This is a genomic window from Propionivibrio limicola (genome assembly GCF_009469695.1).
GTDB classification, from domain to species: Bacteria; Pseudomonadota; Gammaproteobacteria; order Burkholderiales; family Rhodocyclaceae; genus Propionivibrio; species Propionivibrio limicola.
The window spans coordinates 1-20179 of sequence record NZ_SSSR01000017.1 but is presented as its reverse complement, the minus strand read 5'-3'; the positions used below and the strand labels follow the sequence as shown (position 1 = coordinate 20179).

Below are 20179 nucleotides of genomic sequence, written 5' to 3'. Positions count from 1 at the left end.
AATCAGTCCGGAATGTTGTGACCATAAGGCTCACGGAGGCGAACCGGCACGGGACGCTTTTTATGCATTTGCAGATTTAGCATCTCCACGGCCAACGAAAAACCCATGGCGAAATAGATATACCCTTTCGGTACGTGGTGGCCAAAGCCCTCGACAATCAAGGTAACGCCCACAACGACCAGAAACGACAACGCCAACATCTTGATGGTCGGATGATCGGTGACAAACTGGCCAATCTTGTTGGCAAACAGCATCATCAATCCCACGGAAGCTACGACGGCCATCACCATGACCGCAATCTTATCGACCATTCCGACGGCGGTAATGATCGAATCGAGGGAAAACACGAGGTCGATAACGATAATCTGGGATATCACCGAGAACACCGTAGCCTTGACGGCCCTGAGTTCACCTCCCTCTTCGCCTTCCAGTAGCTGATGAATCTCCTGGGTACTTTTCCAAAGCAGGAAAAGCCCGCCACCGAGCAGAATCAGATCGCGCGGCGCGACGGCACGCCCCAAAACGCTGAAAAGAGGCTCTTTTGCGCCGACGATCCACGAGAGCAGTAATAGCAGGCCGATCCGCATGAACATCGCGAAAAAGAGGCCGCTTTTACGCACCTTGTCGCGCTTGTCTTCGGGGAGCCGATCGACGAGAATTGAAATGAAAATGATGTTATCGATGCCGAGGACGAGTTCCAGGGCGGTAAGCGTCAAGAAAGCAACCCATGCAGACGGGTCAAACAATAACGCTGCAATCTCCATATTATTATTCCGGATGAGCGACATACGCCGCGACCCCACCATTATAGCGGGACCGCAGTACGGCCTTCATGACAAAAGGAGGCGCAAGAAGTACGGCGTAATTTTCAATCAGAATGAGAAACGGCAGCTTATACAACAGTAAGACCCGAGCCTTCCACCGCAACAATGGCCTTTGCCTGATTGAAATCATCCGCATAACCGCTCGCAAACAAGCAACTGGCAAGCTGGTTCGCCAGCGGCGACGGTAGCGCAATTTCCCCCGACAGCACTTTCCGTATCCACTCAGCCGTCGCTTTCGCGTCACAATTCTCAAGCAAATTGGGAAGCGCTTTCAGACTGTCGTGCTCAGCCTCGAAAAGCACGTCGGAAACCCCATCGTGCAAATACTCGATACGCGGGCGCCGTTTCGGATTGGCAAAAGGCTCACCTTCAGTGGCGCGCGATAACAATGCGCGCATTCCGAGCGCATTACAGATTTCTCGCATCAAGTTGATGTAATCGGGGTGCGTGGCGGCTGCCAACAAAAGCCCTTCACCGCGAAATGGATCAAGCATCTTGACGAGGCTATGTGCGCTATTGCGCAAGCCAAGCCGGCTTCGCAGAGCCAGTTGGCTGTTAAGTCCCGGCGAGATTACCGAAAGAGGGACAAACGCCAGCCCATTATCGTCCAATGCTTGTTGGGCCTGAAGACGGCTGACGCATGGCATCTGATCGAATTCGCGCAGAATCTGGGCGGTCGTTACCCGGCCATACCCTTCAATCAACCCGTGTATCAGGACGGGAATTCCAAAGCGGCGGAGAAGCAACGCCAGCAGCGGGGTCAGATTCAAGCCACGCCGCGAGCCGTTATAGGTCGGAATAACAATGGGACGGATGCGTCCCTTGGGCGGTCGCAACGAATATTGCCTTTCGTTGATCGCGGCCATGAAGCCGATCATCTCGTCGACGGTTTCGCCCTTCAGGCGCAAGGCCGTCACGATAGCTCCCAATTCGAGGTCAGGCACCCCCCCATCGAGCATCGCCCCATAGAGCTGTTGAGATTCTTCGAGCGTCATGTCGCGAGCGCCTTCGCTCCCACGACCAAGTTCCCGTATGTAGTGTGCGTAATTCATGCTTACTCCGCGTTTGCCGCCTGACAATCGTTTTCACACGTCTATTGGCAACAATTCAAGGTTCGGCTTTACGTCGACACTGCAAGGTCCGACAGAATTCCCCAGCAACGGGATTCCTGAATTCAGGCATAACGAAACCGAATTGGTGCCACGCAGAATTTCTTTGTCATGGCCAGATAGAATGCGGATGAGCAACAGGCGTGCCAATCCGACATTTCAAGGACTTGGCGCATTGACTGCCAAGATCGCACACGCGGAAGTGCTTACTTTTGGTGCGGAAAAATATTGGAACGCCTCATGAGCGGGCGACGAATCTTTTCACTTAACGAAGGGACTTCTTTTTGCGACGGGCGCGATGCTAATGCAAAACCACAAACACCCGACACACTTCGACATTCACAACAGGGGTTACTTGACTCGCTGGAGCTTTGGCCTGCCGGCCGGTGCCGGAGCAGTTGGCTCGGGTTCGACGTGCTCTGTGTCTGTACCTGAGGTAGCAGATTCATTGCTCTCCGTCACATCATCTTCCAGATCAAAGCCCATCCCGACGCCGTTCTCTTTGGCATAAATTGCGACTACGGCACCAATTGGCACAAAAATATCGCGCGCCGCGCCATTGAATCTTGCCTTGAACGAAATGGAATCGTTCGAAATCGTCAAACTGCCGGTCGCATCGTAACTGACATTAAGGACAATCTGTCCATCACGCACATGCTCACGGGGGATGCGCGCCCGTCCGTCGGCAACCGCGACAAGATAGGGAGTAAATCCGTTGTCGCAACACCACTCGTGGATGGCGCGAATCATGTACGGCTTGGTCGAAGGCAAACTCACGGACGGATTAGTCACGGCAACCCCTGGCAAAGAAGTAAATCACAATCAGATTTGGCCGAAAATACCCGGCCATGAAGACCGGGTATTCGAAGAGGCACCGATTACCGGCGCATCGCCTTTTCCGACGGCGTCAGCGCATCGATGAAGCCCTGGCGGCTAAAGATACGCTCAGCGTATTTCATCAGAGGAGCCGCCGACTTCGGAAGTTCAATGCCGTAGTGGTCGAGACGCCACAGCAACGGCGCGATGGCGACATCAAGCATCGAGAAATCCTCGCCAAGCATGTGCTTCTGTTTGACGAACACCGGCGCCATTTCGGTCAAGCGGTCGCGGATGGTCTGACGGGCCTTGTCCGCCGTCTTCAGGTTCTTCTCAAGCGCGTCGATATGGGAAAAGACCTCGCGCTCCATTGTGATCAGCAACTGGCGTGCACGGGCGCGCATGATCGGATCCGGCGGCATCAACTGCGGATGCGGAAAACGCTCGTCGATATATTCGTTGATGATGTTCGGCTCATAAAGGATCAGGTCCCGCTCGACCAGAACCGGAACCCGGCCATAAGGATTGACCGCCGCAATATCTTCCGGCTTGGCGAAAAGGTCGACGTCAATCACTTCGAAATCCATGCCTTTTTCGTAGAGAACGATCCGGCAACGCTGGCTCAACGGGCAAGTTGTGCCCGAATAAAGATTCATCATATCCACTACCCCTCTAATAAACACGTCGACGACACGATTACTCGAATCTGATTGCTAAATCCAAGGTTGCAACGCCGAAACCTGATAACAGGTAATTACTAAATCGTGACCAACACTCTTCCGATGAGCTTGCTTCGGCAATTACCGGAGCATCTCCCCGTAATTGGCAGAGCACCGACATCAACGGCCTTCTCTTGCGGCAAGCGCCTTCGTTCTCGCTCAGGAACGAATTTGAAAAAATTAGCCGCGATTATACGCGGCCTTGATCACCAAATTCAAAGAAAACAGAATAAGCCTTTATTCTGTAAGAGTTTTTCTCTCACGAACCGCTTGCGCCAAGGTTCCCGGGTCGACATATTCAAGTTCACCACCGACGGGAACACCGCGAGCGATACGCGTGACCCGTATCCCACGGCTTTTCAACATTTCGCCCAGATAGTGAGCCGTCACCTCGCCCTCGTTGGTAAAGTTGGTGGCCAACATCACCTCGCGGACAACGCCATCGCTTGCCCGGGCAAGCAACCGTTCAAGCTGCAATTCGCGCGGACCGACGCCGTCCAATGGTGAAACACGTCCCATCAAAACGTAATAGAGTCCCGAGTAGGCTTGCGTTTGCTCCATCATGTTCATGTCGACCGGCGTTTCAACGACGCACAGCAGACCGTGATCACGTTTTGGCGAAAGACATCGCTCGCAAACCTCCGCTTCGGTGAAGGTGTTACAGCGCTGGCAATGGCGAAGATTATTCAGCGCATACTGCATGGAATCGGCCAGACGCTGAGCGCCTTGCCGATCTCGCTGCAGAAGATGATAGGCCATGCGCTGCGCTGATTTCGGGCCGACCCCGGGCAGACAGCGCAACGCTTCGATCAGGGCATCAAGACCTGTCGGTAACGCCATCAGAACGGCAGCTTCATGCCGGCCGGAAGATTCATCCCTGCAGTAAAGCCTGCCATCCGCTCTTTTGTTGTCTCATCGACACGGCGCATCGCATCGTTAACCGCCGCCGCCACCAGGTCTTCGAGCATCTCCTTGTCGTCCATTACGGTCGCGTCAATCGATACGCGGCGAACCTCGTGTCCGCAGGTCATTTGAACCTTGACCATTCCAGCCCCGGACTGACCTTCAACCTCAATCAGTGCAAGTTGCTCCTGGGCCTTTTTCATGTTTTCCTGCATTTGCTGGGCTTGCTTCATCAAGCCGGCCAGTCCGCCTTTAATCATGTCTACCTCACGTAAATTAAACAGGTTTAATGGATAAGTCGATCAGTGTTGCATCAAAGATATCGATCACTTCACGCACAAAAGGATCTTGCTCGACCGATGCAACGGCCTCGTCCTGACGCTCTTGCCGTCGCCGCTGGGCAACGGCAGCGGGTGTATCGCCAGAAATTTCTTCCAGCCCGATCACCAGTCGCAACGATCGACCAAAGTATTCGGAAAGCGCCTGCTGCAATTTATCCTGCGCCGGCTTGATCTGCAGATGCCGATGAACGGGCGCAAGACTAAGCACGACTTGCGTTTCGTTTAGCGTTTTTAACTGGCAATGCTGCCCGAGCTCGCGCGCCATTCCGCCGACGTTCAACACCGAAATAATTTCGGTCCAGTCTTTCCCCTCTCGAGCTGCATCAGGAAACGCATCGGTCTCAGGCACCGGCAACGGACGGGAAACTTCGGCCTCAACATCTTCCGTGACGGCTCGTTCTCTTGAAGTACCGCCGTAATCCGCTGGACTCTCTTGGCCGAAACGGGAAGTCTTTTGATCGGGAGGCGGGGTCTGCGAGCTTTTTCCCTGCGTTGTTGGCGAACGACTTGCGTCAGCAGCAGGTCTGGCCCCCATCCCGACTATCGCATTCGTTTTTACCCCCCGGTCGCTGATTGCGGCATCAGCGGGCCTGAAGGCAAAGAGACGCAAAAGCGTCATGACGAAGCCCGATTGATCATCCGGAGCCAAAGGCAGTTCCTTCCGACCATGAACAGCAATCTGATAACCAAGCTGTACATATTCGGGATCGAACTTTGACGCGACCTCCAGAATTTTCGCTCTCTCCGGAATATCTTCCGCAATCGCCTTTGGTGCGAGTTGCGCGACCTGCAAGCGGGTAAACAAGCTCGCCAGTTCCTGCAATGCGGCATCGAAAGAGAGGCTGCGTACCGTCATGTCATCGGCTACGCGCAACATTTCTGACGCATCACCGGCAATTAGTGCATCGAGAATGGAAAACAAGTAATCGAGATCGACCGTGCCCAGCATTTCCCTGACGAGGACTTCTTCAACCCGGCCAGAACCGTGGGCAATCGCCTGGTCAAGAAGAGACAGCGCGTCGCGCATACTGCCAGCGGCAGATCGTGACAAAAGATTGAGTGCACCGGGCTCGGCACTGATCGATTCGACTTTCAGAATTCGCTCGAGATGCGCCGCGATGAGCGGTGGGGTCATTTGCTTGAGGTTGAACTGCAGGCAACGCGAAAGCACGGTAACCGGAATTTTCTGTGGATCCGTTGTCGCCAGGATGAACTTGACGTGCTCCGGCGGCTCTTCAAGCGTCTTCAGCATCGCATTGAAGGCCGAATTCGAAAGCATATGGACTTCGTCAATCACATACACTTTGAAACGGCCCCGCGTCGGCGCATACACGGCATTTTCAAGAAGCTGCCGCATTTCATCGACTCTTGTGTTTGTCGCCGCATCAACCTCAAGCAGGTCAACAAAGCGCCCGGCATCGATCTCGGTACAGGCAGAACACTTTCCGCACGGCGTGGCTGTTATACCTGTCTCGCAGTTGAGGGATTTAGCCAGGATCCGGGCCAGTGTCGTTTTACCGACCCCACGCGTTCCGGTAAACAGGTAGGCGTGATGCAAGCGCTGTTCGTTCAACGCATGCGTCAACGCGCGCACAACGTGCTCCTGTCCGACAAGACTCTCGAATGTCCTCGGACGCCACTTGCGTGCCAGTACTTGATAAGTCATCGACGCCTAAACCCCCATGCTCATTCGCTTTGCGAACCGGATTACTCCCACTCGATTATAAACGGCAGGCCACACGGCTTGCCGCTACGGGCTTTCGGCTTTTCGAGGTGTGCAGATACCGTCATATGTACCGTCATGAGGAAGAATTTGAGAGGCGCAATGATACAACAGTGAATACGCGCACGCCTCACGTATGCGCGAGGCCGTTTGTCAAAGAAAGTCGGCCATCGGAAAAAGGTAACATTGGTAACACGTCGATCAACATTCAGCGCAAAGCCTTGTTCCGAGCGGTGTTGGGATATTTGCATAAAGGTAATTTATAGGTAATAGATAGGTAACCAGATTACTCTTTTAACGAGTCATAATCCCTCACAAAAGAATCCTTACAAATCAATATGATAGAAAAATATTACCTTTTTGATTACCGCAAATTACCTATTGCCGGTAACCAATAAGAAATTGAAAAATCAACGACTTACACAATGTAAAAATCATTGATTACTGAGGTTACCTTTTTCCGAAGTCGAATCTGAAAAAGTAAAATCGAAGTGGGTTGATGCGTACAAACCCCTGCTGCATGCGCAGGCCGCATGGATTCGCATGAAAAACTCATGGCGATCTGTCGAATCGCTCCAAGCTACTGCTGCGCATCGTGGCAGCTTGTGCAGGCGCACGATTTCCTACCCATAAAGCGGGCGGGCGAGGCGGGGTCCCGACCGCGCGCTGAAAGCTGGGATGGAGTTCGCCGCCTATTTTTTAAGCACTAGACAAGGGGTGGGCAAAAAAATGCCGCCGAGGGTGGTCTGGGCGGCTTGATGTGGCGCTGTTCTCGTCAGCTCGACGAAGTCTCCTTCGCCAACTCATACGGCCGGAAGCGGATCACCTCCTCGCCCAGCCACGAATTCACCTCTTTCAGCCGCTCCTGCAGCGGCAGAATCTCATTCACCGCGAACACCTTGGCCGCCTTCTCCGCATCGCCGAAGCCGCCCGTATTGTGCGGAATGATCCCCATCAATTGAGGGGGCACCCGGTGTGCCGCCAGCTGGTCGTCGCGCGTCACATTCTTGATGTTCAGGAATTCGTCTTTAGCCGCCACCTCCGACACCGGAATCAACTGAATCCCATCCTTTTTCCCGTTCGGCGCGTACATGAACAGATTGCGGAAATTGCCCGGTCCCTTCGACTCCCGTAGCGCCTTGCGCAGCGCATCCACATCGTCCGGATTCTGAGCCGCGTCCGTCATATACAGAATGAACCCGGCGTGGCTCCCGTTCTTGTAATACTTCCGGCGGAACAACGTCGCCGACTCATTCAGCCACGCCGAATGCAACGCCGGGATGTACTCCGGCAAGCCATAAATATCCTGATTCACATCCGGCTCCATCAGGTGAAACACCGACCCACGCCGGAACTCATGCTCCTGATCCCATCGCGGCACAAACCAGAACGAATTCAGATCCAGCCCACGCCGCGTGTACTTCGCCTTCGTCGGCTTTAGCGCGATCGGATTGCGCGCCATCGCATCCCGGCGCTCCATGTAAGCGTTCCCGAAAATCAGGAACTCATGCACGAACGCCGTGAAATCCGTCACCGACAGCAACGGATGCGGCTCATAGCACGCCGTCAGGATGTTCCGCTTCACCAGCATCGACGACGCATGATGCACCGACGACCGCGAAGACCGCGCCAGCCCATCCATCGAGATCGGCGGCTCATACCACTTCGACAGCCGCGGGCACTCCAGATAATCGATCAACTCACGCCGATCCAGAACAGACTCCGGATCACCGAACGAAAACGCCTCAAAATTACTCATCCAAAAATCTCCATAGAAGAACTATTCGCGGCCGACCGGCCCTCCAGCGGCTCATTCGCCAGCGCATGCATGCACGCCCACGCCAGATCCGCGTGGCTCGTCTCCTCCGAGCGCCCCGCCTCAAACGTAATCTGCCGCCCGCTTGGCGTCGTCGTCTTCTTGATCGCAATGAACGACGCCGCCAGATCCGTCCAGCCCGCATCGAACTCCAACCGCCCCTTGCCGATCACATCCATCGCCTTCAACACCAGCCGCACCTTCACATCCGGCGAATACTGAAACGCCGTTGCCGCCGGATAAAACTGCCGCACCAACTGAAAGACCCCCTGCCCAATCCCCGTCGCATCGATCCCGATGTAAGTAACGTTGTAGCAATCGCAGACCCTCCTGATCCGCGCCGCCTGCTCCTCAAAATCCATCCCCTTGAACTGGACGCGATCCAGCACCCGGAACTTCCCGCCAGCCACCAACGGCGGCGCGACAACAACCAGCGCCGCCGAATCCCCCGTATGCGACGGGTCATACCCGACCCAAACCTCCCGCCAGCCCAACGGGCGCAACGCAAACGGCTTGAAGTCATCCCACACCACCCACGAATCGACCATGCAGCGCTGCAGCTCCGCCAGCGGAAACACGCTCTGCCCATCGTCGATGAACTGGCACATCAACAGATTCGCGAACTCATCCGGCGAATAATCCAGCCGCAGCTGATCGATATCGAACAGATCGCACCCGCCGGCCATCGCATCGAGCACCGTCACAATCTGCCGCCACTGCCCATCCTCACAAAGCCGCCCATCACGCAGCGCCTCGTGCGACACATCCAGCTTCACCCGATCTGCCTTCGCCCGGTTCCGGTTGAACAACTCCCCCGCCCAGAACGGATACGCCTCATGGCCCAAAGCCGACGGCGTCGAAAAATACGTCAGCCGCCAATGCTTATGCATCGCCATGCCCGACGCCACCTTCCGGAACTCCTGAAACTTCGGAATCCAAAAATACTCATCCATGTACAAATTGCCGTGATACGACTGCGCCGTCCGCGTGTTCGTCCCAAGAAAATACAGCGTCGCCCCATTCGGCAACACAATCGGATCGCCCTGCAGATCCACCTCCGCCTTATCCGCCGCGAACTGCTTGATGTACCCCTTGAACACATGCGCCTGCGCCTTTGAAGCCGAGAGGAAAATCTGATTCCTTCCCGTCTCCAGCGCATCGATCAACCCCTCACGGGCGAAATACCACGTCGCCCCGATCTGCCGGCTCTTCAACAGATTGCGCACTCGCTGCACCAGACCCGCCCGGTAACTCCGCCTTATCTGGGACGGGAGTAAATCTCGACTTCAGCAACGGCAAAGGCGAATTCGGCGGAATGGACAAGATGTACGAGCAGCTGCAAAAGCTGCGCGGAGTCAGCACACAGCAGCGCTTGTCGGCTCTGAAAACCATGTTCGGCGACGATGCAGAAACCCTGCAGGCGCTAACAGTCATGATCGAAAAAGGGGCTGACGGTTACAAGGAAGTGCAGGCAAAAATGGCTGGACAAGCCAGCCTGCAGGAACGCGTCAATCAACAACTCGGCACGCTCAAAAACCTGTGGGACGCCGCCAGTGGAACCTTTACCAACGCGCTTGTTGCTTTTGGCGAATCCATTGCACCGGAACTTCATGCATTAACTGAATGGATTGGCAAAACGGCCGAGGCCACGCAAGCTTGGGCAAAAGAACACCCCGGCCTTGCTTCCGGCATCATGAAGGTTGTCTCAGTGATAGGGCTTGTTTTAGTCGGCCTCGGAGGTTTGGCTGTCGTGGCGGGAACAATCCTCGGTCCATTGGCCATGATCAAGTTCGTCATTACCACCCTTGGCATCAGCATAGGTGGAATGGGGACCATGCTCACCTCCGTCTTCGGCGTGATCAAAACCGGCATCTTCGCCGTCGGCCGCGCCATGCTCATGAACCCAATCGGGCTGGCCATCACAGCCATCGCCGTCGGCGCGTACTTGATCTACCGCAACTGGGAGCCGATCAAGGCATTTTTCACCGGCATCTGGTCGCAGATCCAGCAAGCCGTCAGCGGCGGCATCGGCGGCATCTCCGCGCTGATCGTCAATTGGAGCCCGCTCGGGCTGTTCTACTCGGCCTTCGCCGCCGTGATGGGCTACTTCGGCATCGAGCTGCCCGGCAAATTCACCGAGTTCGGCAGCCAGATCATGAACGGCCTCGTTAACGGCATCGTCTCCGGCATCCAAGCCGCCAAGGACGCGATCGGCGCCGCCGCCGACTCGGTCACCGGCTTCTTTAAGGAAAAACTCGGGATCCACAGCCCATCCAGGGTCTTCGCCGAATTCGGCGGCTTCACCATGCAAGGCTTGGAGCAAGGCCTGTCCGGCAGCGAAGACGGCCCGGTCAGCGCCGTCGGCAACATGGCCAAGAAGCTCGCCGGCATCGGCGCCGGACTGACGCTGGGCAGCGCCGCGATGGCGGTCGATATGCCTACCGACGTCCTTCTGCCGCCGGCTCTCCCCGCTCTATCGTCGCAGCCCCAGATCCAATCCTCCCCCATCATCGAGCGATTGTTCGGCGAGTTACCCCAAAGCCCGGCAATCAGCGAAGCGTTCTCGACCATCCGGCAGCAAATGGCCGGCGCTGAAAAAACCAAAGAGAAGGTCGAGTCGGAGAAAAAACCGATCTCCTTTGACGATCGCCCCGTCAGCCAGTCGCCTCGCGGCAACGCCCAAAACCAAGCCGCTACCGACAGTGGCGGCGGAAACACTTACCAGATCACCATCAACCCAGCCCCCGGCACCGACCCGCAAGCTATCGCCGCCTTGGTCGCCAAGGAAATCGAGCGCATCGAGGCCCGCAAGGCCGCCTCAAGGCGCAGCCGGCTGCGCGATACGGAGTAACGCATGTACGGACTCCCGCAAGTCTCCATGATGATGGCCCTCGGCCTCTTCGTCTTTGGCCTGAAAACCGTCCCTTATCAGCAGCTGCAGCGGCAGGTCAGCTGGCGGCATCCGTCCGTCAGCCGCATCGGGAAGCGCCCGGCGCGGCAGTTTCTCGGCGTTGGTGACGAAACCATCACCCTCTCCGGCGTGCTTTACCCTGAGCTCACTGGCGGCAAGCTCAGCCTCGCCATGCTCGAAGTCATGGCAGAAGAAGGCAAGGCATGGCCGCTCATCGAGGGCACCGGAATCTTCTACGGCCTCTTCGTGATCGAGGAGATCAGTCGCACCGACACGGTTTTCTTCCCTGATGGCGCCGCCCGCAAGATCGAATTCAGCCTCAAACTCACCCGCGTCGACGACGAAAAAAGCCTGATGGGCCAGCTCTCCAACAAAGTCCTCTCGATGCTCAACCTCAAGTAATCCATGAGTCTCTCCGACCTCACCAACTTCGTCCATCCGCAGCCGATCTACTCGGTCGACGTCGACGGCACCGACATCACCAACACCCTGCAGGGCCGGCTGATCAGCCTCTCGCTGACCGACAACCGGGGATTCGAAGCGGATCAGATCGACATCTCGCTCGACGACACCGACGGCAAGCTGGACCTGCCCGCGCGCGGCGCCACGCTGCGCTGCTGGATCGGCTGGAAACACAGCGGCCTCGTCTATAAAGGCAGCTACACCATCGACGAAGTGAGCCACAGCGGCACGCCGGACACGCTGACCATCCGTGGGCGCAGCGCCGACCTGCGCACCGGACTCACCACCCAGCGCGAACGCTCCTGGCACGACGTCACCCTCGGCGACATCCTCGAAACGCTGGCCGACGAGAACGACCTCACCCCGGCGATCAACGCCACCCTCGCCGGCCAGTACATCGAGCACATCGACCAGACCAACGAGAGCGCCGTCAATCTCATGACGCGGCTGGCCAAGCAGTTCGACGCGATCGCCACGGTCAAGAACGGCATGCTCCTCTTCATCCCCGCCGCCGGCGGACTGTCTGCCAGTGGCGTCGTGCTGCCCACCGTCACCATCACCCGCGAATCCGGCGACCAGCACAACTTTTCAATCGCCGACCGGGAAACCTACACCGGCGTCAAAGCCACCTACAACGACGTGCAGCTGGCGGTAAAGGGCGAAGTCACGTGGGGCAAGGACGAAAACTCGGCCGAAAACAACGAACCGGTGACCGCTGAATCAACGCCGACCACCGGCCAGTACAAGGCGCTGGAGAAAGTCCACAAAAGCCGCGACGCCGCGCTCAAGGCCGCGAAGCTCGAGTGGAAGAAGATGCAGAAGAACAAGGCGGCGAAAGCGGCCTACATCGGCACCAAGGCCAAGTTCAACGACCGCAATCTGGGGCAGGAAGGCGAAGTCACCTACCGGGAAGGCACCGACGACGGCAAAGCCGAAGCGAAGGACGAGACGCCGAAAGTCAGCCAGAGCGCCGACAACATCAAGACGTTGCGCCACGTCTATGCCAACAAGTCCAACGCCCTGCGCGCCGCCCGGGCGGAATGGCGCAAGCTGCAGCGCGGCGTCGCCACCTTCACCATCACCCTGGCACGCGGCCGCCCCGAACTCTTCCCCGAACTGCCCGCCACCGTCAGCGGCTGGAAACCGGCGATCGACAGCACCGACTGGATCGTGAGTAAAGTCACCCACAACCTCAGCGACAGCGGATTCACCACCGGGCTGGAACTGGAAATCAAAGCGACGGAAGTGGCTGAAGAGGAGTGATTTAAAAAAACCCGCCGAAGCGGGTTTGGGTAATACCGAAAAGATCAGGCCTGATGCGCGAGTTCGTTCAACGCGGCACGGGCAAGAAATCCGCTTCGCGTCTCATGCTTTGCCTTTGTGTAAGCATCAATCTTTGCCAAGACAAAACGAGGAAGGCTGATATTTACGCGCTCCGGTTTCGGATCGAGCAGAGAAAGATCCACATCAACAACCCCCCAGATTGCTCCTGAAAACTCAGGATCCTTTAAAAGAGTCTCCAAAGAACTGCACTTTACTTCCGGTTTATCTCCAAGCTCCAATAACGTCTCGATATGGGCATAAATCGCCTCTTTCGCGTTACTGATAGCCTCCTCGACGGTGTCGCCACAGGAGTAGCATCCCGGCACATCAGGCACGGTCACCCCGTAGACGCTCCCATCGTCCTTATGAATAGCGATGGGTAATTGCATACAAACTCCGAACTAAAAAAATCAAATATTCACAAGATGCATCTGGTAAAAAACCGGACTCATTTGAGTCCGGCTTGTTTCAAGATGCTGTTCACAGTACCGACTGGCAAGTCCTTCTTCGGGTGAGGCACCGTCACAAGTCCTTTCTTCGTCGCGTGTTTGAAGTGGTGGTGGCTGCCAGTGGTGCGTATTTGCTGCCATCCATCGTCTTCCAGCATCCGGATTAGTTTCGTCGAATTCATCTTAACGTCTCCCGGTTGCTTGTGTGTAATTATACACACCAAAACACACAAATCAACGTTTTTGTGTGTTTGTGTGTAATACAAGCTCCCACAAATAAACTGAACAACCCTGTGGATAAGGCGAAAAAAAGCCCGGCCATCAACAAGATGCCGGGCTGCTTAAGTTTTAAGCGGCGATTATTTGGGCAGCGCCGCCTTGCACAGCTTCTTCTGCTCGAAATAATCCTTACTTATAGTGGATGATTTTGGCAACCTGCCGCCAGCTTTGAACTGGTCTTCGGAATACACTCGGAAGGCAGTTACAGCAAAGTAACAACGAATGTACTTATCATGGGAAACGGACTCCCCAAGTTTAGGCCATTTTTGCATCATGGACACCGTCGGCTGATAGGTGAAACGGTTGAAATCTTCCTTGCTCCCGCTCTTTATAGAGCCGTCGAGCATCGATTCCATTCGATCGACAAAGTCGTAGGAATCTTTTGCTAGTTGCTCGGCAGGAGTCGCGGCAAGAGACATTTTGATAAAAAAAGGAAAAACAGCAACGCCTAGCAATCCGAAAAAAGAGTTTTTGTTCATAGTTAAATTATCACCGGCAAAGCGTTTCACAAGCCACCCCGTCCCGATCCCGATCAAGCCGGCTAACCCCGCACGAGTTGAGATAGAACTGGGCCTCTTCGCAGGAAGTCATTTCCCGACAGTAGCTTTTCCCGTTGCAGGAGAACTTGCCGCTTGCCTTGGCGAGAACCGCTGGGGCCGCTGCTGAAGCTTTTTGTAGGCTGGCGCTTCCGCCGCCATGACGCCAGTCGGACGGCCGCACCGGATCGACATCTGACCAAAGGCCCGCCCTCGAAGACTTGGCTACCTGCTGAATGGCGAAGTACTCCCGGTCATGCGCGTACTGGTCATACACCCATGCCATGCCCTGACGAACCATCTCAAGATTGACGTCTTTGCCGTCCTTCAAAACCTTGGCGACCATCCGCCCATATTTGTCGGTCGTTTCCTTTTCCAGAACCACGTCCTTCTGGAACACCAGATCGGACAGGGCCTGCTTTGAACGCTGCCCGAACGGCTGAGCCTTCTCGGGCGCGTCAATTTGCGCCAACCGGACCTTGATTTGCTGCTTCTCTTCCGTCAGACAAGTAAGCGTGTCGCCGTCGGTCACCCCGACAACACGACACGGAATTGTCATGGCCGAAACCGAGGCAGCACACAGCAACGCGGCCGCCGTGAGAACACCGGCCACGCTTGATTTAACCCATTGAACTGATCCGAACAGCATTCACCTTCCCCCTTCCATGGCAACGCAACTATGCGTTTTGGTTGAAATGGAAAGTGTAACACTTTGACGACGTGCTAAATGCCGTCCGGTTGAGATGCTATTTCTTATAAATATCGCCGCCTGTGTGGGAGGCGATGGAGAGCGCCCACGCCTTCAGGCGCGCCTCCTGGGCATCGAGAAGTTTCGCTAAGTCAGTAACAGAGATGTCTGCCTGCTCGGCATCAAACGATGCCTGTAATCGAGCGACGATCTCAGCAGTAAGAGATCGTTTGTTTTCAAGAGCAGCTGCATCAAGCGCTGTTTTCAACGCCTCCGGCATGCGCAAATTGACTTGAGGTTCGTTTCTGGCCATCTGGAAAGTATATCAGCACGGTGCTTGACTTATATAAAGCACCGTACTACAGTAGCACCGTGCTTTACAGAAAGGAGGCAACATGAGAAGCGCAAGAACCGCGCCGCAAATTGCGTTGCGCGTCACACAAGAACTGAAGGACTGGTTAGCTCACAAGGCCATTGATAACCACAGGAGCCTGAATGCCGAAATAACTGTTCGTTTAGAGGAGAGCCGCACTCGTGAAGGGGGCGGCGAACTTTGTCACGGGGAGAAAGCTGATGGCCAGTAATGCCGAAGTAACACCATTCGTCTGGGGCGACATTGCCCTGTCGCAAACCGTCATGGTCGATGGCGTTCCGCATGCGACCCGCGCCGCCATCGGCGAATGGCTTGAATACGACGATCCTGTCAGGGCGATCAGCAAGCTTTTGGAGCGAAATTCGTACATCGACGACCACTCAGTGGTGGTCAAGTTGACCACCACTGACGGCAAGAATTACGACACTTCGGTCTATCACCCCATCGGCTTTTTGCTGATCGTGATGGAGTCCGGGCAGCCAAAATCGCAAGCGATGAAACAGGCCGTTGCCGAATTCGTATGGCACTACGCGGGGCGCAAGCAACTCTCTCGGAAGGAAGGCATCGAGCTGTTGAAGCTGCGGCGCACGATCCTGAACGACTTGGCGAGGACAAAGGATTCGTTCGTGCAGAAAGCGCTGTTGGCAGATTTGAACGAAATCAGCCTAGTGCTCGGTCAAGCAGTCCCGGATGTGAAATTTCTCGGGAAGGATGTATCGCAGTTGGCGCTTGAAGGCGTGTAGCCAGACAAAAGAAAGCCCTGAGGTGTTCCCGCACCTCAGGGCCGACGTCAAAAACCAATCCACGCTAATGAAAGGGTATCGACATGTCGAATAGTAGCATGCGCGCGTTTTCAATAAAAATTCGTCAGACGGGGAAGGTGCTGCACTTTTCCGCCCTGGCGCGATCCTCCGCCGAAGCATGGGATCACACCATCGGCTTGATCGACAGTTCGGCTCCTTTCTCGGTTTTTATAAGGAGCCTATCGTGACCCACCAACACATTACCGCCTTGGCCGATGCCGTCAATGAGCGGAAAAAGACAACGGCGGCACTCTCGCTGCTGGTCGATCTGCTCGATCAGGCCGGCTTAACCGGCCCCGGCGAGATCAACGCCACGACCATCGCGCACGCCCACCTGTTGGAGCTTTTCGTGGACAAGATGCACGCCAGCGACGCACTGATGGAACAACTGGTGCTCGAAGCTCGCGCCAGCCTTGAGCGGTGACAATCATGGTGAACTTTTCTTCACGATGCCGCCGCGTTGCCTTCAGCAAGGCGCAGGGCCAGATCGCGCAACATCGTCGCGTCTTTGTCAGAGAGCGTCAGAGTCGCGATGAAATCGGCCAGCCGTTCAGCCGGGGTGTAAGCCGGCCAGCTCTCCCTTACACCGAGCGTCGAAACGCCAGTGGCGCCCCGGCTACCGGTCAGGATGTACCACACGTCCATGCCGATCTCGCGCATGCGGGAAAGCTCGATGGCGCGGGGCGTTGTCACGTCCTTCTCGTACTTCTTTACCGTGCGGTCAGATGTATCAATTTTGACCGCCAGAGCCGCTTGAGAAAGGCGCAATCGATCACGCTCGAATCTGAGCCGCCCCCCCATTGTGCATATTTCTTCACCATAAATGCTCGACATGGGAATATTCCTTCCCTATAATTTGTGTGTGTAACACTTTGTGCAAAGGTGCTTTGTAATGAAAAGCCAACGACAACGCAACCCGGACGGGCTTTGGACCAAAAAGCCCATATCGCTCCGCCTGATGCCGGAAGAGCGCGAAGAAGCGGAACGGCTCTCCGGCGAGCTGAATATCACGCTCTCGGCGCTCGCCCGGCAGGCTTACCTCAAAGGCCTCCCCATCGTTGTCCGCGATGCGGGCCTGACGTTGAAATCCTAACGGCAAGGGCGGAGACGAGCATGCGGAATGAATCGCACAAAACCTTCACCGGCGCCCTGCGCGACACCGTCGAGGCGTGGCGCAAGCAGAACGGCTGGAGCCGTGAGACGGCGGTCATGCAGATTGTTGAAGCGCACAATCGCCTGGGCGGCCCAGCCGTTACGGGCATCGACTTCGACCCGCCAAGCCGGGACGCCTTTTCCCGCGCCAAGACGAACGCCGACCGCGTTTTCCGCTGGCTGGATGATGTCACCAAAGACACCAACCCCTGCCCGCCGAACTTCATCCCGTCGATCCTCGCGGCCTTGCCGACCGATAGCCGTCTGGCCCTGCTCAATACGTGGTTCGCCCCGCTCGGCGTGGTTTGCCGGGCCGCAGAGCCAGAGGCGCAGGATTACGGCGTCCTCGTCATGTTCAAGGAGCTGGTGAATTCTTCCGCCGGAGCTCAGAACGCCGTGGCGGACATGCTCGACGGCGTTGATGCCGGCGAACTGGAACACACGCACGTCGCCCTTTGCAACGTCCTGCACTGCGTCAACAAGGCGCTCAAGGTCACCGAGGCGCGGCTGTCGCAGGTTTACAGCAAGGAGCAAGAGGCATGAGTCAGGTGCATTTCAATCAGTGGCGTGTTCTCTGCCCGCACTGCGGGTCTGAATCCACCGTTCGCTCGTCAAAGCAGCTTTCCGAGACGGTGCGCGAAGCCAAGGTGCAGTGCAACAACCCGGACTGCGCGCACACCTGGATTGCCCAGCTCGCTGCCTTGCGCACCATTGCCCCGTCGATGATGCCGAATCCGAAGGTGTTTATCCCGCTCTCTCCGCGTTCCCCGGCCGCCCAGCCGCCGGCCGACGCTCAACTGGAGCTTGGCATGTCGTTCCCCCATCCGCGCATGGCGCCCTCCGGCTGAGCCGTTGTGGCTGAGGCCGTTGTTTAGGCCGTAGCCAAGCCCCCTACTCCCAGCAGCAAGACACACCGCACCGGCAATCGATTAAACCGGCGCGACAGGATTTTTTTACCCAAATTTTCTTAATGGCCGTCTCAATGGATCTCGAAATTAAGCGCGAAGTGCTCGCCCGCATCGAACGCGAATACTCGTTCAAGCCAAAGCGCAGTGCCGACGGTGCCGTCTGGATGCGCGGCGGCGTCTGCCCGACGTGCGGCAAGAAAGAGATGTACACGCACCAGGAGCATCCGTGGGTGCTGCGCTGCGGCCGCATTGCCAAGTGCGGCGCCGAAATCCACGTCAAGGAGCTGTATTCCGACCTGTTCGAGAACTGGGGCAACCGCTTCAAGAAAACGCCGGAGGCGCCCAACGCCGCCGCCGATGCCTATCTGCGAACCGCGCGTGGCTTCGATATCGAGAAGATCGCCGGCTGGTACTCACAGGAAAACTACTTCGATCACGAAAAGAAGATCGACGCCCTTGCCCTGATCGTGCCGCTTGATGCCGAGCAGATCGACTACGTGCAGGGCGAGATCATCTGCATGACCGTCGAGCGCCAGATGGCCATCAACGCCGATCACCCGCTGGTGCAGGAGTTCTGGGACATCTTCGACTACATCGAGGGCGACGATCCGGACATGCCGGTGCTCAACCACAGCCGCAACGAGACCGAGATCGCCATCAACCTCAACCACCTGGTGCAGGTCGCCACCGACCGCCGCCAGCAGCTGCCCGACATCAACGTCCTCAAGAAGCTGCTGCGCACCAGCCGCTTCCGCAAGTTCATCGACGTGAAGCCGGTCAATTCGGCCATCCACGCCATCTATAACACCCAGCGCTCCGTCAACGTGCCGGCCAAGCCATCCACCGTGAAGTGCTGGGTATTCAAACGCAACTGACCACCGATTTTTTCCACGCTAAGAAAGGAGCATCACCATGTGTTTATCCATCTACACGCTGACCAACGTGATGAAGCTGTGCCTCGCCGCCCAGAAGGTGCAGAAGCTGATCGACGACGGCACGCTCGCCGAATGCTTCGGCAAAAACCGCAACGACGAAGCGCATGAGTGCGTTACCACCTTCAACCAGCTCGCCGAGAGCGCCGCCGCCGTCCTCGAGGAGCAGAAGGACGTGAGCCCGTTTTTGCGGTACCGGAGGGAGATCATGGCGGACACGCAAACCGGAAAGCATCTGCGGGATCTGGTTCTCAACCTGGCTGGCGGAACCAATGTTGACCTCGCTGCCCTGTTTTCGACCGCCGACACCGCCAACTGCCGCATTGCCCTTGAATTGATCGCTACAGCATCTCGCAGAGCGCCAGATAGAGATCTATGTGATCAAGTCAGCGCACGATCGGCACAACTTCGTGAATATGAAATGGCGCGCGGGATGGAGGTGGCAGCATGAGCACGAAAAAATTCCTCTCGACCCTGCAGCCTCACGCCGGTTACGGCATGTTCGTCGAGTACGACATCGACGGCACGCTTTGGAATGGCTATGACTTGGAAAGTCACGATTACATGTCACATCACCCAAAGAAAGGCGTAATTCTCAATATCCGCGGGGGGGATGACGATAAGTTCCATTGGGAATATTCGCTTTTGATCGCAGAGGGCGTCTATGTCAGGCATGTCGGCGTCGCTGAAACGGTTCCAGAGGCCAGTGAAGCAGCCCTCGCTTATCAACCGACCGTTCATGTGTTCGATTGGATCGGCGAAACGACCTGGTACGAGACGGATCACAACACCATGACGGCGGCCATCGACGGGGAAGAGGCGAAGATCAGAAAAACCGGTTTCGCCAAGGACGAAAGCAAATACCAATACGCCTGGTCGCGCGAATGGTCTCCAGCCTCGGCGGTGCTCGACGCGGCCGGAGGGATCGACCACTCGCTGTCCGGGCATGCGCCGACACTCGAACAGGCGCTGATCGCCGTCATGGAAGCACCGGAACGCCTCAAGCTCGCCTGTGTCACCAGCGGTTGTAAATTGACACAGGCCAGCGATTGAAAGTTGATACACCGAACTGAGAAGATCGGCGGTTTTTGAGGCGCCGGTGATCACGAACG

The 20179-nt window shown here is 56.4% G+C and carries 26 protein-coding genes and 1 pseudogene; 12 read left to right on the top strand and 15 right to left on the bottom strand.

Annotation, left to right across the window (positions count from 1 at the left end; all coding sequences use genetic code 11):
- Window positions 1-2: 2 nt before the first annotated feature.
- The 9 genes from GH659_RS11440 to GH659_RS11400 form a co-directional block, all read right to left on the bottom strand.
- The gene (locus GH659_RS11440; RefSeq protein WP_211364217.1) at window positions 3-764 is read right to left on the bottom strand and encodes a TerC family protein; all 762 of its coding nucleotides are present in this window, start codon (window positions 762-764) and stop codon (window positions 3-5) included.
- A gap of 128 nt (window positions 765-892) precedes the next feature.
- Window positions 893-1876 carry a DNA-binding protein YbiB gene (gene ybiB, locus GH659_RS11435; RefSeq protein WP_153111541.1) on the bottom strand — a complete coding sequence of 328 codons (984 nt, stop codon included), beginning with the start codon at window positions 1874-1876 and terminating at the stop codon, window positions 893-895.
- A 408-nt stretch (window positions 1877-2284) separates the two neighbouring features.
- Window positions 2285-2683 carry a ClpXP protease specificity-enhancing factor gene (locus GH659_RS11430; RefSeq protein WP_246167822.1) on the bottom strand — a complete coding sequence of 133 codons (399 nt, stop codon included), beginning with the start codon at window positions 2681-2683 and terminating at the stop codon, window positions 2285-2287.
- Window positions 2684-2811: 128 nt separating this feature from the next.
- Window positions 2812-3426 (bottom strand): glutathione S-transferase N-terminal domain-containing protein, encoded by a 615-nt coding sequence (locus GH659_RS11425; RefSeq protein ID WP_425499993.1) that lies wholly within the window; start codon window positions 3424-3426, stop codon window positions 2812-2814.
- A 279-nt stretch (window positions 3427-3705) separates the two neighbouring features.
- The gene (gene recR / locus GH659_RS11420) at window positions 3706-4308 is read right to left on the bottom strand and encodes a recombination mediator RecR (protein ID WP_153111539.1); all 603 of its coding nucleotides are present in this window, start codon (window positions 4306-4308) and stop codon (window positions 3706-3708) included.
- The gene (locus GH659_RS11415) at window positions 4308-4631 is read right to left on the bottom strand and encodes a YbaB/EbfC family nucleoid-associated protein (RefSeq protein ID WP_153111538.1); all 324 of its coding nucleotides are present in this window, start codon (window positions 4629-4631) and stop codon (window positions 4308-4310) included. The genes recR and GH659_RS11415 overlap by 1 nt, the downstream gene beginning before the upstream one ends.
- A gap of 16 nt (window positions 4632-4647) precedes the next feature.
- Window positions 4648-6378, bottom strand: coding sequence for a DNA polymerase III subunit gamma/tau (gene dnaX / locus GH659_RS11410; RefSeq protein ID WP_153111537.1), 1731 nt, complete (start codon window positions 6376-6378; stop codon window positions 4648-4650).
- An 832-nt stretch (window positions 6379-7210) separates the two neighbouring features.
- Window positions 7211-8194, bottom strand: coding sequence for a phage portal protein (locus tag GH659_RS11405; RefSeq protein WP_153111536.1), 984 nt, complete (start codon window positions 8192-8194; stop codon window positions 7211-7213).
- Window positions 8191-9513: a terminase large subunit domain-containing protein gene (locus GH659_RS11400; protein WP_153111535.1), complete on the bottom strand. Its 1323-nt coding sequence runs from the start codon at window positions 9511-9513 to the stop codon at window positions 8191-8193. Before GH659_RS11400 ends, GH659_RS11405 begins: the two co-directional genes overlap by 4 nt.
- 20 nt (window positions 9514-9533) lie before the next feature.
- Here GH659_RS11400 and GH659_RS11395 point away from each other — a divergent pair.
- The 3 genes and pseudogenes from GH659_RS11395 to GH659_RS11385 form a co-directional block, all read left to right on the top strand.
- Window positions 9534-11102 (top strand): annotated as a pseudogene (locus GH659_RS11395) (phage tail tape measure protein); the annotation flags it as partial.
- A gap of 3 nt (window positions 11103-11105) precedes the next feature.
- Complete coding sequence (locus GH659_RS11390) at window positions 11106-11564, top strand: phage tail protein (RefSeq protein WP_246167821.1); 459 nt, start codon at window positions 11106-11108, stop codon at window positions 11562-11564.
- A gap of 3 nt (window positions 11565-11567) precedes the next feature.
- A complete protein-coding gene (locus GH659_RS11385) occupies window positions 11568-12887 on the top strand; it encodes a phage late control D family protein (protein WP_153111534.1) in 1320 nt (439 codons plus the stop codon).
- Window positions 12888-12931: 44 nt separating this feature from the next.
- On the opposite strand, the gene GH659_RS11380 is transcribed toward GH659_RS11385, so the two are convergent.
- The 5 genes from GH659_RS11380 to GH659_RS11360 form a co-directional block, all read right to left on the bottom strand.
- Window positions 12932-13336, bottom strand: a complete 405-nt coding sequence (locus GH659_RS11380; RefSeq protein WP_153111533.1) for a type II toxin-antitoxin system HicB family antitoxin — start codon at window positions 13334-13336, stop codon at window positions 12932-12934.
- Window positions 13337-13395: 59 nt separating this feature from the next.
- Window positions 13396-13578, bottom strand: coding sequence for a type II toxin-antitoxin system HicA family toxin (locus tag GH659_RS11375; RefSeq protein ID WP_153111532.1), 183 nt, complete (start codon window positions 13576-13578; stop codon window positions 13396-13398).
- A gap of 177 nt (window positions 13579-13755) precedes the next feature.
- Window positions 13756-14184 (bottom strand): hypothetical protein, encoded by a 429-nt coding sequence (locus GH659_RS11370; RefSeq protein WP_153111531.1) that lies wholly within the window; start codon window positions 14182-14184, stop codon window positions 13756-13758.
- Window positions 14165-14770 carry a thermonuclease family protein gene (locus GH659_RS11365; protein WP_246167820.1) on the bottom strand — a complete coding sequence of 202 codons (606 nt, stop codon included), beginning with the start codon at window positions 14768-14770 and terminating at the stop codon, window positions 14165-14167. Before GH659_RS11365 ends, GH659_RS11370 begins: the two co-directional genes overlap by 20 nt.
- A gap of 187 nt (window positions 14771-14957) precedes the next feature.
- Entirely contained in the window at window positions 14958-15212 is a 255-nt protein-coding gene (locus tag GH659_RS11360) for an Arc family DNA-binding protein (RefSeq protein WP_153111529.1), read from the bottom strand.
- Between the two features lie 82 nt (window positions 15213-15294).
- Here GH659_RS11360 and GH659_RS11355 point away from each other — a divergent pair, with 82 nt between their 5' ends.
- The 3 genes from GH659_RS11355 (at window position 15295) to GH659_RS11345 (ending at window position 16499) form a co-directional block, all read left to right on the top strand.
- Window positions 15295-15483, top strand: coding sequence for an Arc family DNA-binding protein (locus tag GH659_RS11355; RefSeq protein WP_153111528.1), 189 nt, complete (start codon window positions 15295-15297; stop codon window positions 15481-15483).
- A complete protein-coding gene (locus tag GH659_RS11350; RefSeq protein WP_153111527.1) occupies window positions 15473-16015 on the top strand; it encodes a hypothetical protein in 543 nt (180 codons plus the stop codon). The genes GH659_RS11355 and GH659_RS11350 overlap by 11 nt, the downstream gene beginning before the upstream one ends.
- A 244-nt stretch (window positions 16016-16259) precedes the next feature.
- Window positions 16260-16499: a hypothetical protein gene (locus tag GH659_RS11345; protein ID WP_153111526.1), complete on the top strand. Its 240-nt coding sequence runs from the start codon at window positions 16260-16262 to the stop codon at window positions 16497-16499.
- Between the two features lie 20 nt (window positions 16500-16519).
- Here the strand turns inward: GH659_RS11345 and GH659_RS11340 are convergent, their stop codons facing one another.
- Window positions 16520-16909, bottom strand: coding sequence for a helix-turn-helix domain-containing protein (locus GH659_RS11340; protein ID WP_153111525.1), 390 nt, complete (start codon window positions 16907-16909; stop codon window positions 16520-16522).
- Between the two features lie 58 nt (window positions 16910-16967).
- Here GH659_RS11340 and GH659_RS11335 point away from each other — a divergent pair, with 58 nt between their 5' ends.
- The 6 genes from GH659_RS11335 to GH659_RS11310 all read left to right on the top strand — a co-directional run bounded on the left by GH659_RS11335 (window position 16968) and on the right by GH659_RS11310 (window position 20120).
- Entirely contained in the window at window positions 16968-17168 is a 201-nt protein-coding gene (locus tag GH659_RS11335) for a hypothetical protein (protein ID WP_153111524.1), read from the top strand.
- Window positions 17169-17188: 20 nt separating this feature from the next.
- Complete coding sequence (locus tag GH659_RS11330) at window positions 17189-17770, top strand: hypothetical protein (protein ID WP_153111523.1); 582 nt, start codon at window positions 17189-17191, stop codon at window positions 17768-17770.
- Window positions 17767-18075 (top strand): Ogr/Delta-like zinc finger protein, encoded by a 309-nt coding sequence (locus GH659_RS11325; protein ID WP_153111522.1) that lies wholly within the window; start codon window positions 17767-17769, stop codon window positions 18073-18075. The genes GH659_RS11330 and GH659_RS11325 overlap by 4 nt, the downstream gene beginning before the upstream one ends.
- A gap of 134 nt (window positions 18076-18209) precedes the next feature.
- Complete coding sequence (locus tag GH659_RS11320) at window positions 18210-19010, top strand: hypothetical protein (protein WP_153111521.1); 801 nt, start codon at window positions 18210-18212, stop codon at window positions 19008-19010.
- 37 nt (window positions 19011-19047) lie between these two features.
- A complete protein-coding gene (locus tag GH659_RS11315) occupies window positions 19048-19518 on the top strand; it encodes a hypothetical protein (protein ID WP_153111520.1) in 471 nt (156 codons plus the stop codon).
- Window positions 19515-20120, top strand: coding sequence for a hypothetical protein (locus tag GH659_RS11310; RefSeq protein WP_153111519.1), 606 nt, complete (start codon window positions 19515-19517; stop codon window positions 20118-20120). The genes GH659_RS11315 and GH659_RS11310 overlap by 4 nt, the downstream gene beginning before the upstream one ends.
- The last annotated feature ends 59 nt before the right edge of the window (window positions 20121-20179 follow it).

Coding starts and splice junctions, on each gene's coding strand:
- dnaX (WP_153111537.1), bottom strand. CDS start 6,378: ATGACTTATCAAGTACTGGCACGCAAGTGGCGTCCGAGGACATTCGAG.
- GH659_RS11335 (WP_153111524.1), top strand. CDS start 16,968: ATGAAAAGCCAACGACAACGCAACCCGGACGGGCTTTGGACCAAAAAG.
- GH659_RS11365 (WP_246167820.1), bottom strand. CDS start 14,770: ATGACAATTCCGTGTCGTGTTGTCGGGGTGACCGACGGCGACACGCTT.
- GH659_RS11325 (WP_153111522.1), top strand. CDS start 17,767: ATGAGTCAGGTGCATTTCAATCAGTGGCGTGTTCTCTGCCCGCACTGC.
- GH659_RS11385 (WP_153111534.1), top strand. CDS start 11,568: ATGAGTCTCTCCGACCTCACCAACTTCGTCCATCCGCAGCCGATCTAC.
- GH659_RS11310 (WP_153111519.1), top strand. CDS start 19,515: ATGAGCACGAAAAAATTCCTCTCGACCCTGCAGCCTCACGCCGGTTAC.
- GH659_RS11315 (WP_153111520.1), top strand. CDS start 19,048: ATGTGTTTATCCATCTACACGCTGACCAACGTGATGAAGCTGTGCCTC.
- GH659_RS11440 (WP_211364217.1), bottom strand. CDS start 764: ATGGAGATTGCAGCGTTATTGTTTGACCCGTCTGCATGGGTTGCTTTC.
- GH659_RS11350 (WP_153111527.1), top strand. CDS start 15,473: ATGGCCAGTAATGCCGAAGTAACACCATTCGTCTGGGGCGACATTGCC.
- GH659_RS11430 (WP_246167822.1), bottom strand. CDS start 2,683: ATGATTCGCGCCATCCACGAGTGGTGTTGCGACAACGGATTTACTCCC.
- GH659_RS11405 (WP_153111536.1), bottom strand. CDS start 8,194: ATGAGTAATTTTGAGGCGTTTTCGTTCGGTGATCCGGAGTCTGTTCTG.
- GH659_RS11320 (WP_153111521.1), top strand. CDS start 18,210: ATGGATCTCGAAATTAAGCGCGAAGTGCTCGCCCGCATCGAACGCGAA.
- GH659_RS11415 (WP_153111538.1), bottom strand. CDS start 4,631: ATGATTAAAGGCGGACTGGCCGGCTTGATGAAGCAAGCCCAGCAAATG.
- GH659_RS11360 (WP_153111529.1), bottom strand. CDS start 15,212: ATGGCCAGAAACGAACCTCAAGTCAATTTGCGCATGCCGGAGGCGTTG.
- ybiB (WP_153111541.1), bottom strand. CDS start 1,876: ATGAATTACGCACACTACATACGGGAACTTGGTCGTGGGAGCGAAGGC.
- GH659_RS11355 (WP_153111528.1), top strand. CDS start 15,295: ATGAGAAGCGCAAGAACCGCGCCGCAAATTGCGTTGCGCGTCACACAA.
- GH659_RS11375 (WP_153111532.1), bottom strand. CDS start 13,578: ATGAATTCGACGAAACTAATCCGGATGCTGGAAGACGATGGATGGCAG.
- recR (WP_153111539.1), bottom strand. CDS start 4,308: ATGGCGTTACCGACAGGTCTTGATGCCCTGATCGAAGCGTTGCGCTGT.
- GH659_RS11390 (WP_246167821.1), top strand. CDS start 11,106: ATGTACGGACTCCCGCAAGTCTCCATGATGATGGCCCTCGGCCTCTTC.
- GH659_RS11330 (WP_153111523.1), top strand. CDS start 17,189: ATGCGGAATGAATCGCACAAAACCTTCACCGGCGCCCTGCGCGACACC.
- GH659_RS11380 (WP_153111533.1), bottom strand. CDS start 13,336: ATGCAATTACCCATCGCTATTCATAAGGACGATGGGAGCGTCTACGGG.
- GH659_RS11340 (WP_153111525.1), bottom strand. CDS start 16,909: ATGTCGAGCATTTATGGTGAAGAAATATGCACAATGGGGGGGCGGCTC.